Raw genomic sequence first — 18,702 nt, 5'->3', positions numbered from 1 at the left:
TACAGCTCTAACTGTTTATAAAAAAAGCCTGCGGCAATTGCCGCAGGTTGTTAGCCATCAATACGTATTCATCAATCTGCCCAAAATCAATGTTAAGACAGCAAATAAGATTGATAATATGATGGTCATTTTTGATAAAAAAGCATCCATACCACGAGCTCTGCTTCCGAACAAATCTTCCGCTCCGCCGCCGAATCCTGCTCCCATTCCCTGAGTTTTACTCTTTTGAGCAACGACAACTCCAATCAGAACCAATGACAAGATGACTACTAAAATTTCTAATACGGTAATCACGCTAATCCTCCTCACACACAATCACACTTAACGATATTATTGTACACTCATTTTTCATTTCTATCAATAGGCTGTCCCGTTTTATTTTCATCATTACGAGATTCCAAATATCGTTCCAATTTACGCTTAACCCGCTGCAGCGCATTGTCAATAGATTTAACATGGCGGTGCAAATCCCGGGACATTTCATTATACGACTTACCATCTAAATATGCATTGAGAACCTGCCACTCTAAATCACTGAGGATTTCATTCATTTTCAACTCAATGTCAGCAAATTCTTCTTTGCTGATAACCAGTTCCTCCGGATCCGTTATTTTAATTCCGGCAATCACATCCATTAGCGTGCGATCTGATTCCTCCGCATAAATAGGTTTATTAAGGGATACATACGAGTTAAGAGGAATATGCTTTTGCCGTGTTGCCGTTTTAATAGCTGTAATAATCTGCCGTGTCACACATAATTCGGCAAACGCCCGGAATGAAGATAACTTATCGCCGCGGAAATCACGAGTAGCCTTATATAGCCCGATCATGCCTTCCTGTATGATATCCTCCTTATCCGCTCCTATTAGAAAATAGGTCCGAGCCTTAGCCTTAACAAAATTACGATATTTGTTAACAATATAATCCACAGCTTCTGGATCTTGTTCTTGCTGTGCGCAGCAAACAATTTCTTCATCTGTCATATCACTAAATCTGTTGTTTATATTTTGTTGTTCTGTATCTGTATTTATATGCATTGCCTCATCACTCTCCACCTATCTGATATATGACAGATATTATTTTTTTCGGCGAATTCGCTCTAACTTTTCGAGAACATCGTCTTTTACATGACCGCGCATTTCATTGCGTACTCCGGTTAATACATTATGACTATCATAATGATAATGTTCTTTTTTTACCAGAGCCACATCTTCTTCCAGTTCTCGTGCCGGTATCCTAAAGGCTCCTGCTCCCAATATCTGATTTTGTTCCGGTCCATCAGACGTAGCCACATAAATAGGCCGCCGTTCGCTGCGATGCTCATAAACCATTTTTTCGATACGGCTATCGGCCGTCTCTTCTTTATCCGTAAATAAAACGAGGCAATCAGTCCCAACTGTTTGGCTTTTAACGCTTTCTTCCGTATACATAGCATCAAATACCAGAACCACTTTAAATCCCTTAGCTTTGCCATAATCGGCTGCAATATTGATCAAACGTTCACGGGCATGTTCCAAGGATTTTTCAGCGAGTCCTTTCAGCGATTTCCATGAAAATATGACATTATATCCATCTATAATCAGTAATGGTTGCATTACCTCATCTCCTGTCGCTGCCGTACCACTTCATACATAAGAAGCGCAGCTGCAACAGAAGCATTGAGAGAGTTTATCTGGCCAAACATGGGAATCTGCACGAGAACATCACAAGTTTCTTTGACCAGCCGGGATATTCCTTTACCTTCACTGCCAATAACAAGTACGACCGGTTCGGTCAAAGAGCTGTGAAAATAATCAGTTTTTCCCATCATATCTGCCCCAATAACCCAAAAGCCGCGTTTTTTTAAATATTGTAAGGTTTGTACAATATTACCAATCTGTACAATAGGTATATATTCAATTGCCCCTGCTGACGTTTTTCCCACTGTCTCATTAATTGGTGCACTATGCCGTTTTGGTATAAGTACAGCATTAACACCAGCACACTCAGCCGTACGTATAATAGCACCTAAATTATGGACATCTTCTACTCCGTCTGTAAGTATAAGAAAAGGTAATTTTCCCTTTTCTGACACAGCTGCCAAAACATCCGTCAAATCGGCAAAATTAACGGCAGCGGCAAAAGCAACCACTCCTTGATGACGATTCCCCGGAACTAATTGATTAAGAACCTTAACAGGAACATTTTCCACTACTATTTTTTTGTCTCTGGCCATTTCCTTAATATGTTGTAAAGAGGTCGATTCATTGCCTGCCGCCACATATATTTTTGTTATGGATCGTCCTGCCTTCAACGCCTCTGTTACACTATTGCGGCCAATAATCATGCCTTCGTCATTCACTTTTTACTCCTTTATTCCATGCACAATCCGACAATATTCCTTCGTATATGCATAAATTTGCAACATAATATCGTCTAATCTTTTTTGCTGCCCCGATAACACTAAGTAGCCTACCAGAGCTTCTAAAGCCGTGCTGTCATGATATTCAGCAACCGTGGCACTTTTAGGCACCTGTGAGTATGCATTGCGTGCGCGATGGCAAATAGCTTTTTCTATTTCGTCAAGTGTTTCCTTAAGCTTGCGGTATACATACGCCTGCGCTTTGGCAGAAACAAACTCGGCTGCCAGCAAATGTAATACTTGTACATTCGGGATCCCCGTATCTACTAAACGATGCCGCATATGGAGAGCATAATACGCATCTCCTACGAAAGCCAGAGAAATAGGATCCATCATAGTAATATCTTGTTGAGGAACAGCTAATATAGTTCCTGCTGCAAACGCTATATATGCTTTATGTTTTAGGGCTTGTATTTGTTTAAATTTCACTTCTTCCAACGCGCTCCCTGCGGTGAATCTTCAATCGCAATGCCTAATTTAGTTAATTCTTCGCGAATCATATCGGCAATAGCATATTGCTTCTGATCCCGGCATTCCTGCCGTATTTTCAAAATAACTTCCATAAGATTATCATAATCTTTAGAATTCGCATCGGTCTTTATTTTTTCCCAGCGTTCTTCCAAAATTCCCAAAATATCTGTCATTGTATGGAAAATTCGTTTTACCTCGGCCATAACCGAAGGATCGACAGGAACACCCGCATTAACAACGGCGTCTTTATAAATATTGATTTTCTTAGCCAATTCGAACATAGCTGCACTGGCCAGTGCAGTATTGAAATCATCGCTCATTGCTTCTTCAAAATCTTCTTCCACTTTCTGCGCATCACACAAAAGCTGCTTGGATTCGTCTGAACCAGCACCTCCCGGCTGATCTAAAAGAAACATAACATTATCAATCCCTGTACCTAACCGTTCTAAACTGCGGGTTGTTTCTTCGAGCCGTTCATCACTAAAATCAAGCGGACTGCGATAATGTGTGGAAATAAGGAAAAAGCGCAAAGCATCCGGACTATATAGTGCCAAAATGTCTTTAACAAGAAAAAAGTTATTAAGAGATTTACTCATTTTTTCTTGATTAATAGTAATAAATCCATTATGCAGCCAATATTTAACCATAGGGGCCTTGCCTGTATACGCTTCAGACTGTGCAATTTCATTTTCATGATGCGGAAATATAAGATCACTGCCGCCACCATGGAAATCAAACGTATCTCCCAGATATTTATTGCTCATGGTTGAGCATTCGATATGCCATCCAGGCCGTCCCGGACCCCAAGGGCTCTCCCAAGAAGGTTCTCCCGGCTTTGCCCCCTTCCAAAGTGCAAAATCCATAGGGTTATGTTTGCGATCATCCACTTCAATTCGGGCACCGGCCATCATGTCATCAAGCGAACGTCCACTCAGCTTGCCATATCCCGGAAAACTTTCCACACTGTAGTACACATCATGGTCCAATACATAAGCAAATCCTTTTTTCACTAGAACTTCTACCATATGGATGATATCCGGAATGTGCGTCGAAACACGAGGATACATATCGGCACGGCGAACATGTAAAGCATCCATCACTTCAAAATAAGAAGCAATATAGCGATTAGCAATAGTATCCCAGGAAACATTTTCCCCATTAGAAGCATTGATAATTTTATCATCAACGTCCGTAAAATTTTGAATTAATTCTACTTCGTAGCCAATATGCTGCAAGTAGCGACGAATAACGTCCCATGTAACAAAAGGGCGGGCATTCCCGATATGTGTGTGATTATAGGGTGTTATACCGCAAACATACATTTTTATCTGACCCGGGGTAACGGGAATAAATACTTCTTTTTGTTTTGTGAGGTCATTATAAACTTTAATTTCTCTCATCTACTATTCCTCCTTAGCATGATAACGCAAAAAGACCACCATCCCTGACAGAGACGGTGGCCCGTGGTTCCACTCTGTTTTATTGCAGCTTCGGCTGCAATCTTAATCGCACATAACGGGTGCCACCGAACCGGCTTACTGACTTCACCCGGTCTACTCGCAAAGGCAACTCCGCAACTCCGCAATCTAATCAGGTTTTCAGCCAAGGCCCGACTTCTCTGTAAGTGCTCGTTTGCAGATAATTTTGGTCATCATATTTAATAAAATTATTCTACGTGTATCATATATCATATCGAAATAATTCATTCCTGTCAAGCATTAAAAATTAGTCAAATACGCTACCAGTGGTAACGTCACCAAACAAGACACCGTTGTAATCATAATTGCGCCTAGCGCACACTCTTCATCCGATTGATTCACACGAGCAAACATAGCAACCGCTGCCATACTGGGCATCCCCGTAAGAATTGTTATAAACACGGCAATCTCTTTTGAAATATGAAAGTATGCCAATATATAATACAGTACCACGGGAATGGCAATCATCTTAACAATCACAATAGCATAATACTCGATTTTTGTAATAAACCGCTTCACATCATATAAGCAAAAACTTCCGCCAATATAAATTAATGACAGCGGCGTCGTTGCATCTCCCACGGAGGTAAGCGCTTGATTAATCGGTAAGGGTAATTTCCACTCCATATAAGTACATAGTATCGCCAAAAAGATTGCCAGCATTGCCGGATTCAAAAGACTTTTCATATTTTCCCTTACCGAATTATAGGCAACCTTTTCTTTAGGCAGCGTCAAATAAAATCCGATGCTCCATAACATAATCTGATCAATAATACTAAACAGCGCCATATATAACATGCCACGTTCCGGCAGTACCCCCAAAAGCAGGGGTATGCCAATAAAGCCAACATTACCAAACATAGTCGCCGCCCAGAAAACCCGTCCATAATTGCCTTTGAGAGAAAACAGGCGAGTCAACACCCCGCCTGATACAAAAAGGATCCCGTACATGACCAAGGTCGTTACGATGACTTCGCCACCGCAAGATAACATATCTTCCCGCGTTGCTCCATTTATAACTTTTGTAAAAATCATGATTGGCAAAATAAGCCGCATAATCAGTTTTGATAAATTGCCTAAATACTTTTCATCTAACGCATTGGTTTTTATACCGATAATGCCAACAAAAATTAAAACAGCAAAAATTTCAAGTTGATGCAGCAGAAGATCAACGGAACTCATGCATAACTCCTCTCTACTTATCAATTCTTCTCATCAAATAATTAATAAAATCCTCCCCGTTTCACACTGCGTACAAACACAGCCAGCCAAACAATGGTTACGATCACATTAAATCCAAAAATGGATAAATTCCATTCTTGGAATACTTGATAATATGAATAACAAAGAGCAACAAATCCCATACTGAAAAAAAGGATAGTCATTCTATCCAATCCGACTAAAGACTGTTTCCAAGTCTTTTTCTTACCTTTATTTCGTTTTAAATCATTTCGCTTTTTAGGTTTACGGCTCATTACACGATACCTCTACTTCTTTTATACGATTATAAATAAAAACCATTATAATTTCTATTTTATAAGAATAAACGGAATTTGACAAGAAAACTACATTTTAATTATACTTACTAATCTTATTCTTTAAATAAAAACTCCATTAAAAAATGATATTTTTCATATAATTCTGCTAATTGCTCGACGGAGTATTCCTTGTAATGTTTCGACTGTGTCTGACTATCAAAAAAATTCTGCAAACAGCGTAAAAGGATCACGCTATTCACCAAATATATAGGTAATGTATCTTCATGGATACAATGCACATTTTTCTTCAAAAATCCGGTAGAATAATTTGTATTAAAAGACAAATTCGTAAAATTAGTCCCACTGTATTTTTCTGTTGTCGGAAGCAGCACGCCAAAAACAATAGCCGGATTAGATTTCATCTCATCCAAAATATGTTTCATATGCAATCGCCGTTCTTCCGTTGTCAATTGATAAGAAAAATCGGTTAAATGAATATACCCCGTTTCTAAATAACGAATAATAGAATTTGTAGGAAGCATAAAACGTAAAGATACGCGATTGACAACTGTTTCCCATATCGCATGAACTCGTTGTACCCATTCCTCCGTTGCCGGTTCAAGATTACCCGTTTTCGCAGCTTTTAATAAAGACTGAAAAACTTCATTTGGCAAAAGAAATTCGAATCCATTGGCACAAAAGAAAAAAAACTTATCAGATGCATAAAATGTATCCCTAAACCCAAACCGATCCATCCCCAGCGTATTTTTCGGCTGCAGTACAACGGGCTGCGTCATAATAAAAGACTTGCACTTATTATAAATATCTTTTACCTGATGTGAATCATAAACAGCTATGCTCATATCAATATAACCTTCCGCATTAATATAATACAAAATAACCGCTTTATTTTCTATAGCAATGATATTATCATATAGTTTTGAGGATTTTTCATAAATAGTAAAATCAAAATCTAAAAAATCATTTAAACATTGAAATATGCTTCCCGTCGCATTAATAGAATTGTTCTGCAGTTCATTTACATTTAACGCAACATGAATATTACAAGGAAATTCTTTCATTTTTACATCATAAAATATTTGCCAAAAATGATTTTTAACTAAATTTAAAAAATCGCCGGTAATAACAATATTTGCCGGTTCCGTCAAATCTTCCAGCTTTGATTTTACTATATGCTGTATTAAAGTCTGACATTCTGACATTCCTATGGAAAGGTCTGAATGTTCAACGTTGACTGTATTACTGCAATTTTTCTTCTCTTTCAAAGAAGTGCGGTATGCATTCCCTAAATATTGATAAATCGTAAAGGATAAATCTTCTTCTCCCCATTCATCAGAATGCAAAAATACCCTTGAAAATTCTTTGCGCTGCTTTTGTTTAAGTATGATCGGAGCAAGAAAATCAGCAATTTTCTGATTGATGCAATCTACATTTTTAGCTGCCGGCAGACGCGCTCCAGTCGTCCATTTACTTACATAAGATAAATCATATTCTATTGCTTGAGATAACACATTATATCGGACATGTGCAAAATCTAATATTTTTTTTAAAGACTCTGCATATTTCTTTATTTCCATTATATATCACCTTCTTTTATGTATTGGTCAAACGCCTTGATCACATCAACCCCGTCCTATCATTTCAATGTGTTCATTATATCACTAAATAGCAATTTTATTATAGTCTTGCATCATACAAAAAGGGCAAAACAGAAATGAATCTGCCCCGCCCTTGTATTTAAACAAACTGTCATTTTAAAATATTACACAATTCCTGTAACCATATACAAAAAAACAGCAAAAAATGCCATTGCAAATTTCAATAACGTAATACCGAAGATATCCATATATGATTCTCTATGGGTTAACCCGCAAATGGCTAGCGTAGTAATAATCGCACCATTATGAGGCAGTGTGTCCATTCCTCCGGCAGCCATGGAAGCAACGCGATGCAGTACTTCCGGAGGAATACCTGCTGCGGTAACGGCTTGTAACCAATGGGTACTGAATATTTCAAGAGCAATTCCCAGTCCGCCTGTCGCAGACCCCGTAATAGCTGCCAAAACATTAACCATAATAGCTGCATTTAATAACGGCATGCCTTCCCCTATACTGTATAAAGAATTAGCAATTTCTGTAAACCCCGGCAAAGAAGAAATAACACTGCCATACCCTACTTCAGATGCTGTATTCATAATAGCCAGCAAGGATCCAATGGCACCAGCATTTAATGCCGCTTTCAAACTAACTGACTTTGGCATGAATCGATATCCCAACGAACAAGACATAATAATAGCAATTAATAAACCTATAATTAATGACCAAATAGAAATAACACTTTTTACAGTTTTGGCAGTAAGCGGCAACCCTGCTTTTTGAAAGGGGACCACTAATGTTTCATCCCAAGTGAAAACAAACGAAAGATAGAAGCTGACCGCCAGAACAGCAATAAGCGGTAAAACAGACAGATACCAAGGCGGCGTCGATTGATCCGGATCAATCGCTGCTTCATTCAACGTATGATTTCCATATCCTTCCCCTTTCTTGACTGCAACTTTCCTTCTCCAATTCAAATATACATAGCAAATAACTAACGTTATAACACCGCAAATAGTTCCTAATTTAGGTGCAGCATAAATAGTCGTTCCTAAATAAACCGTAGGAATAATATTTTGCAATTGAGGCGTTCCTGGCGCTGAATCCATGACCATGGTTAAAAGTCCCGCCGTCAATACTGCCGGTATTAATCGTTTAGGTATTTCTGCTTCCTTAAATACGGCAGCTGCAAACGGATAGATAGCAAATACAGCGACATATACACTGACTCCTCCATACGCCAAAATGATGCAAACCGCCATTACCGATAAAATAGCTTTATCTTTTCCAAGTTTGTGAATAACTTCTTCTGCTATGCTTCTTGCCATACCGGTTACTTCCATGACCTTTCCGAAGACAGCTCCCAGTAGGAATATGGGAAAAAATGATTTAACAAATACAACAGACTTTCCCATAAACAATTCGGTATACGCCGGCAATACATGGTAATCAGCCATACTAGCGGCAACTAAAGCACATGCTGGAGCAAATAAAATAACGGAAAAACCGCGATATGCAATCGTTACCAACAAGCATAAACTAACGATGATCATAATAACATCCACAATACACTACCTCCTCATTTCTTTTATTGCGAAAAAGCTGTGAATTAGTTTGTTTCATGTTATGTAATTCACAGCTTTTTGTTCATTTAAAAGTTGTTTATTGTCCTATAAATTTGGGTTCTCTTTTTTCAACAAATGCACCCATTCCTTCTTTTTGATCCGCAGTTGCGAAACAAATCGCAAACACTTCATCTTCATAAGCAATTCCTGTTACAATATCACAATTTAATCCACGATTAATTGCCGTTTTTGAAAGCTGGACTGCAATAGATCCTTTAGATGCAATCAGTCTAGCTGTTTTCATAACTTCTTCCATCAAACACTCTTGCGAAAAAACTTCATTTACCAATCCTATAGCAAGTGCTTTTTGTGCATCAATGATTTTCGCTGTAAAAATCATCTCTTTCCCCTGTCCGCGACCTATTATTCTCGGTAAACGCTGCGTCCCGCCAAACCCAGGAGTAACTCCCAAACCAACTTCGGGCTGACCAAATTTTGCAGTATCTGAAGCATACCGAAAATCGCAAGCACAGGCAAGTTCACACCCACCGCCTAAAGCATATCCGTTAACAGATGCAATAACTGGCTGTGGAAGATTTTCTATACGCGTGAAAGTATCTTGTGCCATTTTTCCGAATAAACGCCCGTCCATAGGCGTCATCTTCGACATAGAAACAATATCTGCACCTGCTACGAAAGACGTATTGCCGCTGCCCGTAATAATAACAACCTGTATATCTTTCGACTTTTCAATAAATCCGATACATGTATTTAATTCTTCCACGGTCTCGGGATTCAACGCATTCAAAGCTTTCGGACGATTGATTATTATAGTAGCAATACCTTCTTCTGTTTTATATATTATGTTATTAAATTTCATATAAACCACCTCATGTAATATTATTTATTTCTTGTTATAATTTTCTTGTCAAGGTACTGTTCAATTGCTTCCTCTGTATAGCCGTATTCTTTTAATATGTCTACACTGTCTTGACCAATTTTCGGTGCCGGACAATTTACCGTCGGTTTAATATCATCTGCTGACAACGGTTCCAATAAACAAAACCGCACAGGTGTCATAGCTTGTTTCGTCTTTGTCCCATCAAAATTCATAACGGGCACGATATACTCGTTCTCCAGTGCTTGCGGATCTGTTAAGGTATCCTTTACATGCCGAATACAATCATATGCAATATCTGCTTTCTTCAAACGTTCTTCCATTTCTTCCCTTGTATGTCCGGCAAAAGCTTGTCCAATGATTTCTACTAATTCCGGTGCATTCTTTTTCGCATCAGCAAATTTATAGAATCTGGGATCGTCAACCAAATCCGGACGCCCTGCAATGTCCTTCATCAAAGTATTATAGTATCTCTCATGTTCCAATATGCTGATATATATCCAATTGCCATCGGCACATTTAAAACTATCCATCACCGGGGACATGGGATTTTTCCTTGTTTTAGGATATTCATCACCATATTGAGTTGCTACGACCAGCGCACTGCTGTTCCAAATTGCTTGGGCAAATAACGATACCATAATCTTACAGCCTTTTCCCGTCTGCGCCTTATTGAATAGCGCTGCTGCAATTCCTCCTGCCAAGGAACAAGAAGTCGTAGCATCTCCAAATCCATAAGGAGCATTAATGGGTGAAGTATCTTTTTCCGCAAAATCCATCATAGCACCGGACCTCGCCCAAAAAGCCACTACATCAAACCCCGGATTGTCTTTGGCCGGTCCAAAATCGCCATATCCATTCAACTGTGCCCAAATAATATGCGGATATTTTTTATTTATGGTTTCATAATCAAGGCCTAACCGTTTTAATGCTCCTGTTCTATAGCTTGATACAAATACATCGGCCGTTTCCAATAATGTATCCAATATGGATTGACCTTCTTTTGTTTTCAAGTTAAGGGACAACCCCCTTTTATTTGCATTATATGTATCATATAAGGGATTACAATCCTCATCAATAGGCGCTTTTAACGAGGTTCCCGAACTTCGGATTGGATCTCCAAACGGCGGTTCTACTTTAATAACGTCAGCCCCCCAGTCAGCCAAAATTTTTGCAGCACCCGGTCCTGCCACAAAATAGGTTAAATCTATTACTTTTACTCCTTTTAACGGATGAAACATAGCAGACACTCCCTTTATAAAATATATTCAATATATTATTTCAATATTTCACGGCTGATAACAACTCGTTGAATCTGATTCGTCCCTTCATAAATTTGTGTGATTTTAGCATCACGCATCATTCTTTCAACAGGATATTCTCTAGAATAGCCATATCCGCCCATAATTTGTATAGCATCTAAAGCTACTTGTACCGCCATATCAGAAGCAAATGTTTTTGCCATTGCCGCTTCTGTTCCAAATTTCACATTTGCATCCTTCAATTCGGCTGCATGATAGGTCAGTTGTCTAGCTGCTTCAATTTGAATTGCCATATCTGCCAACATAAATCCAATAGATTGATTCGCACAAATGGGTTTACCAAACTGTTCTCTCACCTTAGCATAATTTCTAGCCTCTTCATAAGCTCCTGCAGCAATTCCCGTTGCCAATGCCGCAATTCCAATCCGTGCAACATCTAGTGTCATCATAGCAATCTTAAAACCTTCCCCATCTTTGCCTAATTGATTTTCTAAAGGAATTCTGCATTTATCAAAAATAAGCTCTGTTGTCGAAGAAGCGCGGATACCCATTTTAGGTTCATGTTTACCAATGGAAAAACCGGTAGTTCCCTTTTCTATAATAAAAGCTGCCAGTCCTTTAACCCCTTTAGCCCGATCCTTCGTAGCAAATACAACAAACGTATCCGCAACTCCGCCATTGCTAATAAAGCATTTACTGCCATGTATAACATACTCGTTTCCATCCTGTGCTGCCGTCGTTATCACTTTAGCCGCATCAGAACCTGCCCCCGCCTCCGTCAAAGCAAACGCTCCAATGGAGCTTCCCGCAGCTAAAGAAGGAATATATTTTTCTTTTTGTGCGTCTGTTCCAAACATAAGAATAGGCAATATTCCCGCTGAATTATGAACAGCCACAATAGTGGCTGTCGAAGCGCAACCTTTGGCAAGTTCTTCCAGAACCGCAGTACTCGATACCATATCCATATCAGCTCCATCATATTTTTCAGGAACTGACATTCCCATGAAACCTAACTTTCCTAACTGTTTTATATTTTCCCAAGGAAATTCTTCCGTCTCATCATATTGTTTTGCCATAGGAGCAATTATTTTTTTTGTAATATCACCGGCTACCTTCTGAATAGCTTTTTGTTCTTCATTTAAAAACATGTCCTCATCTCCTTATTTTGTATTTAGTATGCATACTTGTATTATTTATGATTTTATTATACCTATTAAAAAATGGAACTATAGACACAAACACTAGACATCTTTACAGTGATTTTTTTCACAATTAATACCAACTAATTCCATATTTCATAGGCTTGACATGACTATATGTCCATTTTGTCCAGATAACAAAAAAATCCTTATCAAGTTATTACATAGTAATAACTTGATAAGGATCTCTATAAAAATTACTTACCCTTCATCTTTTTTATTTGAACAGTCAGTATGATTTCATCAAAGACAGCATTTTTTTGTCCTGCCAGAGCGGTGAGTCTCCGGTCCTCCAGCCACAGCAACAAAAAGTCCCCGTCTTCCGATCATGATAAGCATATTGATGGAAACTTCCCTGTGTCTCTTGTATCATATCCTGCAATTTCTTATCTACACGCCCACTAGGCAGGGAAAATGGCCTCTCTTTTTTATCCGCAAAAAACACATAATGTTTTTATTCTTGTTCCGGTGCTGTCGAAATCCCAGCAGCAGCTAAGCTCAGTCCCCAATTTAGCAAGCAATAATCAAAAGCTACCAATAGTTGCTCCGCACTTTTCATTGCAGTGTCCTTCCCAAGCGTTCCAATACCTTATCCCGGCCCATAAGTGCCACAATAACATTAAGATCAGGGCCATGCATAACACCTGTAACCGCTACCCGAATAGGCATATATACAAATTTTCCTTTTATTTTTAACCCTTTTTGAATTTTTTTAAATAAAGGTTGTACCGTGTCCGGCGTCACTGCGGGAAGTGACAACAATTCCTGCCGGAACATTTCAAGAACTGCCGGAGCTGTCTCTTCTTGCAGAACAGCCGCTGTTTCTTCATTTTCCGGCATGTAGTCTTCTGTAAAAAATACTTTTGCCGGTTCTACAATTTGTGCTCCATATTGGACATGCTCACGAAGCGCCCAAATCATTTGTTTTAACCAAGCGGATTCTTCCATGTCCGGTTTTTCTGCCACATATCCCGCTGCCTGTAAATGAGGCAGGCAAATCGCATAAAGTTGATCTTCATTTAACTGTTTCATATAATGAAAATTAATCCAATTTAGCTTTTCAATATCAAATACAGCTGGATTTTTGGCAACTCGATCCAAGGAAAATTGTTCAATCAACTCTTCTTTGCTGAATATTTCCTGATCACTATCCGGCGTCCACCCCAAAAGCCCCAAAAAATTAAACAAAGCTTCCGGTAGATATCCCATATTTTTATATTGTTCTACAGATGTTGCACCATGACGTTTGCTCATTTTTTTCTTATCCTTGCCAAGGATAAGTGATACATGAGCAAACTGCGGAACTGGAAAACCCAAAGCATGATATAAGACCAATTGCCGTGGTGTATTTGACAAATGTTCTTCTGCACGTATGACATGCGTAATATGCATCAGCGCATCGTCTAAAACAACACAATAGTTATAAACAGGAATCCCATCGGACTTGACAATAACATAATCACCAACAATATTCGAATCAAACTCTACATGTCCGCGAACGAGATCATCCACAGCTAAAATTTCGTTTTTAGGCGTAACGATCCGAACAACATGCGGCCGTCCTTCCCGGAGATACTGTTCAATCGTTTCTTTTGGCAAATCGCGACATTTCCCGCTGTATACCGGTGTTTCACCTTTATCCATCTGTGCCTGGCGTTCTACTTCTAACTCCTCCGGCGTACAAAAACAATAATAAGCCTTTCCTTCGGCAATCAGTTGATCGGTATACTTTTGATATAAATCTAAACGCTCCATTTGACGATACGGTCCATATAAACCGCCTACATCAATTCCTTCATCCCAATTAATGCCTAACCATTGCAGCGATGCTTTAATATTTTCTTCCGATTCACGTGTAGATCGTTTCTGATCCGTATCTTCAATACGCAATACAAATTTGCCATTCGTATGTTTAGCTACAAGATAATTAAACAATGCCGACCGGGCTCCGCCAATATGAAACGGACCGGTAGGACTCGGAGCAAAACGAACCCGTACTTCTTTAGACATTAAAATTCCTCCCATACTATTCATTCTCCGGCACGACAATCATAGCAGATGCCTGCGCTGCCATACCTTCTTCCCTGCCGATGAAACCCAAATGTTCCGTTGTTGTCGCTTTAACTGCCACAACCGATGCAGGTATATGTAATGCCGCGGCAATATTCACGGCCATTTTATCTATATATTTTCTTATTTTAGGCCGCTGTGCTAATAAAATTACATCAATATTCACGATGCGGCAACCTTTATTTTGCAAAATATGCCATACTCTTTCCAATAAAATCAAACTGGAAATATCTTTAAACTCCTGCGAAGAATCAGGAAAATAAGTTCCAATATCTTTAAGTCCTGCCGCTCCCAACAATGCATCCATCACAGCATGCGTGAGTACATCTGCATCAGAATGTCCATCCAATCCTTTTTCAAAAGGAATCGTTACTCCCCCAAGGACCAATTTACGACCTTCTACTAAAGGATGAACATCATACCCACAGCCAACATGAGGAACAGAAGCTCCTCTCATATAAAATTCCAAGACGGGTATATCCTCCTTTGTAGTCACTTTTCGATTCCGTTCATCGCCGGATAAAATAACTATAGGCTCCCCAAGTGCTTCCACAAAAGAAGCATCGTCAGTAGCTGACAGATGATTTTCCCTTGCATATTCATAGGCAGCCAGCAGTGTTGAATGATGGAATATTTGCGGTGTTTGCACAGCAATAAGACGGCTGCGCTCCAAAGTATGCAGCTTAGCCGCCGCTGAAGTTTCGTCGTTTTTTTCTTTGATCGTATCCTTTACAGATATTGCATATACTGCTGCTTTCGCATTTTTCATAGCAGCCAGTCCCTTGTCGAACCAATCCGGCCCTGCCCACGGTCTGGCTCCATCATGAACCATAACTATATCGGTAGAGGCACTGCAAGCCAGCAGTCCATGATACACCGATTCCTGTCGTTCTGCACCGCCATCTGCATAGCGGACAGGAACGGAAGGATGAAAAAGAGACACCATTTTTTGTATAGCTGCGCGATCCTCTATCGATGTAACCAAAATAACTTCATCTACAGATTTTGCTGCAAAAACATGGCCCAGTGTATGCGCCAGCACCGGACGACCACAGAGCGGGTAGAACAGCTTATTCCGTATATAACCAAAACGGAGTCCGGCTCCTGCTGCCACAACAATAACACTTACCTTCACATACTCACCTACTCGTCTGCTATTTTGACGAAAATCATACGTCCTGCCGAAGTCTGCAGTACCGATGTAACGGTAACAGGCATATTCTGACCGATAAATTTTTCACCATCTTCTACCACAATCATAGTCCCGTCGTCAAGATATGCAATACCCTGGTTATTTTCCTTACCTGCTTTAACAATAAGAACATTCATCTGCTCTCCCGGTATACGGGCAGGCTTTAAAGCATTTGCCAAATCATTGATATTTAACACGACTACACCTTGCAGTGCCGCTACTTTATTCAAATTATAATCATTCGTCACAACTTTAGCATGAATTTTACGACCTAATCGAACAAGCTTCGAATCTACTGCAGGAGGCATATCTTCAAAATCATCGTGAATAATTCTTACTTCTACATAATTATCTTCCTGCATTTGCTTTAATATATCTAATCCTCGGCGGCCCTTATTCCGTTTTAACAAATCAGACGAATCAGCAATATGTTGTAATTCCTCCAATACAAAAACAGGAACAAGAAGCGGCCCTTCCAGGAATCCGGTACTACATATTTCTGCAATGCGGCCATCAATAATCGAACTCGTATCCAGTAGTTTGCCAACAAATTCTTCCTCTTTATTCTTTTTTATATGTTCTTTAGGCTGTTTACTAAAACGCAGTAAGCCGATAAGATTAGCTATTTCCGTCTTTTTGCGCATAGCAATGCTCATGCCGGCATAACCAAAAATAATACTAAATACAATGGGACCATATGCCCCGATAATAGGCAAGCGGACAAACGCCAGTCCAATTAAGTTAGCTATAATGAGTCCAAAAAGCAAGCCCAGCGTTCCGACCAATAAATCCTGACTAGAAAAACCACTTAATGAAAATTCAATACGATGGATAGACTTCCAAATAAGATTGATAATAACAGGAGAAATTAAATATCCTACAATAACCCCTAGAATGGCTCCAATCAAAAATCCCAAAACGGTTAAAACTGTCGTTCCCACAATGCCATTTTTTGTAAAACGTTCTGCAATTTCCATGCTAAAAAAAGGAGTTGTCATTATTTGGTCGCTGATCATAACAAAACTCACGGCGAATACAAGTATAATGACACCGCACATAATTTTATCAGCCATATTTCGGTCCGGCTTATTCAAATCATTCTCTTCCATAAATTTTCCAGCCGCTTTTTTTTCTTTTATTTCTTTTATTTCTTTTTTAGCCACAGTTCCACCTCCCTTCACTGTATCATTTAACTATACCATAAAACTCACAATGATGCAGTAGTTTTCAATCAAAATATTTTAAGAAAAAAAACAGGAAAACGGTCCCGCCTCTCAACAGGCATATAAAAAAACCGTTTCCCTATATACTATTTTAACCGCCGTTAATCACAAATTTCATCCATATCATCCGTTCCAAGCAGCCAGGAAAACATATTACGTGTTAATCTGCTGACTGCTGTCGTTGTTTATCGGATTGATCGGGCAGCGTACACGTGCCATTCGTACAATCAAGACGAATGATTCCTTCTCCATTTTCATGCAAAACACCATACCCCCCTACAGCACTCCCGCTTAAAAGAAAGGTAATCATTACGCTTCCGGTAAGTATTTTTTTTATAGAATAGTTTATATCTAATTTCATATACAACACATCCGTTTAAAAAATTTTAAATACAGCAAAATCTTACTTACAGTATACCATATTCAAAACAAAAAAATATAATTTTTCTGCCTTTAAGAAATTTTTAATGTCCGATAAACGCCGCATGAATTGCTTCCTTTAGTGTCATAACACCTGTAATACGGCAATCCGGATAGTCTGCGGCTTTAATATCCTCCATATTTCCTTTTGGAAGTATAAAAGAAGTAAATCCCATTTTAGCCGCTTCTTTAATTCTTCGTGCCGCATGGGGGACACGGCGCACATCACCGGTCAATCCCACTTCCCCCATAATAACGGTACACGGATCAATAGCAATATCTTTAAAGCTGGATATGACTGCCAAAATTATCGGTAAATCTGCTGCTGTTTCCATCATGCGCAAGCCGCCGACAATATTAATGTATACATCTTGGGTTCCAATCGATAAACCTACACGTTTTTCCAAAACGGCCAGTAAAATAATCAAACGATTATAATCCATACCCACAGCAGTCCGACGCGGTACAGGAAAGACCGAACGCGTCGTCAAAGCCTGTACTTCTCCTAAAAGCGGGCGCATCCCATCCATCACGGCTGCTACCGCTGAACCAGCTTGTTTTCCCACTCGTTCAGCAAGAAGCATTTGAGATGGATTGGTAAGCTCGCAAAGTCCTTGCTCTGTCATCGTAAATAGCCCTGATTCATTGGTCGAACCAAAACGATTTTTAATACTTCGTAAAATACGAAAACGATAGTTTCGTTCTCCTTCAAAATAAAGAACCACATCTACCATATGCTCCATCATCCGCGGTCCGGCAATCGTACCATCTTTCGTAACATGTCCAATAACAAACACCGGAATGCAGCTGGTCTTAGCAAAAGACATGAGACGGATTGTACCTTCGCGGATCTGTCCCATACTTCCCGGAGGCCCTTCAATCTCACGACTATACATCGTCTGAATCGAATCTACTACTAACAAGCCAGGTTTCATGCGTTCGGCTTCCGCCAGAATATCCTGTATCGACGTTTCCGCCATTAGCATAAGACCTGCTTCATCTATTCCCAAACGCTGCGCCCGCATTTTAATTTGACCTGTCGATTCTTCACCCGAACCGTACAGAACCATCCCATGTCCATGGCAGACAGCTGCAGCAATCTGCAGCACTAATGTGGATTTGCCGATACCGGGATCCCCACTTAAAAGGATAAGTGCTCCCGGTACAATACCACCGCCCAATACCCTGTCCAGTTCGCCAATCCCGGTTTCTTGGCGAGTCATCGTTTCCATGGCAATATCCCGCAAAGATTCCGGTTTAGCCGGTCCCTCTGCATGCCGCCGCATAATTTCGCTATGGCTGGTTTCCGGAACGATTTGTTCCTCCTGCATCGTATTCCATTCCCCGCATTGCGGACATTTCCCCATCCAGCGGCTGGTCACGCTGCCACAACTAGAGCAAACATACCTCGTTTTGATTTTAGCCATGT

General features: G+C 39.7%; 18 protein-coding genes. All 18 read right to left on the bottom strand.

All coding sequences use genetic code 11. The annotated features are described in order from the left end of the window. Window positions 1-57 precede the first annotated feature (57 nt). Window positions 58-294, bottom strand: a complete 237-nt coding sequence (secG, locus tag NXG62_RS00150) for a preprotein translocase subunit SecG (protein WP_427113048.1) — start codon at window positions 292-294, stop codon at window positions 58-60. A 47-nt stretch (window positions 295-341) separates the two neighbouring features. Beyond that, window positions 342-1,037, bottom strand: a complete 696-nt coding sequence (gene sigH / locus NXG62_RS00145; protein WP_427113047.1) for an RNA polymerase sporulation sigma factor SigH — start codon at window positions 1,035-1,037, stop codon at window positions 342-344. A gap of 39 nt (window positions 1,038-1,076) precedes the next feature. Further along, window positions 1,077-1,595: an NYN domain-containing protein gene (locus NXG62_RS00140; RefSeq protein WP_427113046.1), complete on the bottom strand. Its 519-nt coding sequence runs from the start codon at window positions 1,593-1,595 to the stop codon at window positions 1,077-1,079. After that, window positions 1,595-2,326: a 23S rRNA (guanosine(2251)-2'-O)-methyltransferase RlmB gene (gene rlmB / locus NXG62_RS00135; RefSeq protein ID WP_427114293.1), complete on the bottom strand. Its 732-nt coding sequence runs from the start codon at window positions 2,324-2,326 to the stop codon at window positions 1,595-1,597. The genes NXG62_RS00140 and rlmB overlap by 1 nt, the downstream gene beginning before the upstream one ends. Before the next feature lie 18 nt (window positions 2,327-2,344). Then, entirely contained in the window at window positions 2,345-2,830 is a 486-nt protein-coding gene (locus NXG62_RS00130; protein ID WP_427114292.1) for a Mini-ribonuclease 3, read from the bottom strand. Further along, complete coding sequence (gene cysS, locus NXG62_RS00125) at window positions 2,827-4,272, bottom strand: cysteine--tRNA ligase (RefSeq protein ID WP_427113045.1); 1,446 nt, start codon at window positions 4,270-4,272, stop codon at window positions 2,827-2,829. The genes NXG62_RS00130 and cysS overlap by 4 nt, the downstream gene beginning before the upstream one ends. 318 nt (window positions 4,273-4,590) lie before the next feature. Further along, window positions 4,591-5,532 carry an AEC family transporter gene (locus NXG62_RS00120; protein WP_427113044.1) on the bottom strand — a complete coding sequence of 314 codons (942 nt, stop codon included), beginning with the start codon at window positions 5,530-5,532 and terminating at the stop codon, window positions 4,591-4,593. A gap of 41 nt (window positions 5,533-5,573) precedes the next feature. Continuing rightward, window positions 5,574-5,825, bottom strand: coding sequence for a hypothetical protein (locus NXG62_RS00115; protein ID WP_427113043.1), 252 nt, complete (start codon window positions 5,823-5,825; stop codon window positions 5,574-5,576). 116 nt (window positions 5,826-5,941) lie between these two features. Beyond that, window positions 5,942-7,426 (bottom strand): hypothetical protein, encoded by a 1,485-nt coding sequence (locus NXG62_RS00110; RefSeq protein ID WP_427113042.1) that lies wholly within the window; start codon window positions 7,424-7,426, stop codon window positions 5,942-5,944. Window positions 7,427-7,611: 185 nt separating this feature from the next. Next, the gene (locus NXG62_RS00105; RefSeq protein WP_427113041.1) at window positions 7,612-9,009 is read right to left on the bottom strand and encodes a GntP family permease; all 1,398 of its coding nucleotides are present in this window, start codon (window positions 9,007-9,009) and stop codon (window positions 7,612-7,614) included. Between the two features lie 97 nt (window positions 9,010-9,106). Beyond that, window positions 9,107-9,889: an enoyl-CoA hydratase-related protein gene (locus NXG62_RS00100; RefSeq protein WP_427113040.1), complete on the bottom strand. Its 783-nt coding sequence runs from the start codon at window positions 9,887-9,889 to the stop codon at window positions 9,107-9,109. Window positions 9,890-9,909: 20 nt separating this feature from the next. Beyond that, the gene (locus NXG62_RS00095; protein WP_427113039.1) at window positions 9,910-11,148 is read right to left on the bottom strand and encodes a CaiB/BaiF CoA transferase family protein; all 1,239 of its coding nucleotides are present in this window, start codon (window positions 11,146-11,148) and stop codon (window positions 9,910-9,912) included. 35 nt (window positions 11,149-11,183) lie between these two features. Then, a complete protein-coding gene (locus tag NXG62_RS00090) occupies window positions 11,184-12,317 on the bottom strand; it encodes an acyl-CoA dehydrogenase family protein (protein WP_427113038.1) in 1,134 nt (377 codons plus the stop codon). Window positions 12,318-12,923: 606 nt separating this feature from the next. Beyond that, window positions 12,924-14,378: a glutamate--tRNA ligase gene (gene gltX, locus NXG62_RS00085; protein ID WP_427113037.1), complete on the bottom strand. Its 1,455-nt coding sequence runs from the start codon at window positions 14,376-14,378 to the stop codon at window positions 12,924-12,926. A gap of 16 nt (window positions 14,379-14,394) precedes the next feature. Next, entirely contained in the window at window positions 14,395-15,573 is a 1,179-nt protein-coding gene (gene ispD / locus NXG62_RS00080) for a 2-C-methyl-D-erythritol 4-phosphate cytidylyltransferase (RefSeq protein WP_427113036.1), read from the bottom strand. Window positions 15,574-15,581: 8 nt separating this feature from the next. Continuing rightward, window positions 15,582-16,703, bottom strand: coding sequence for a PIN/TRAM domain-containing protein (locus NXG62_RS00075; RefSeq protein WP_427114291.1), 1,122 nt, complete (start codon window positions 16,701-16,703; stop codon window positions 15,582-15,584). Window positions 16,704-17,013: 310 nt separating this feature from the next. Continuing rightward, complete coding sequence (locus NXG62_RS00070) at window positions 17,014-17,214, bottom strand: hypothetical protein (protein WP_427113035.1); 201 nt, start codon at window positions 17,212-17,214, stop codon at window positions 17,014-17,016. 103 nt (window positions 17,215-17,317) lie between these two features. Next, on the bottom strand, window positions 17,318-18,700 hold the full coding sequence (radA, locus tag NXG62_RS00065; RefSeq protein ID WP_427113034.1) for a DNA repair protein RadA: 1,383 nt from the start codon (window positions 18,698-18,700) through the stop codon (window positions 17,318-17,320). Window positions 18,701-18,702: the final 2 nt, after the last annotated feature.

This window comes from Megasphaera sueciensis, from assembly GCF_050219315.1.
GTDB lineage: Bacteria > Bacillota > Negativicutes > Veillonellales > Megasphaeraceae > Megasphaera_A > Megasphaera_A sueciensis.
The sequence above is the reverse complement of the archived record's forward strand: the minus strand, read 5'-3'. Positions and strand labels throughout refer to the sequence as shown.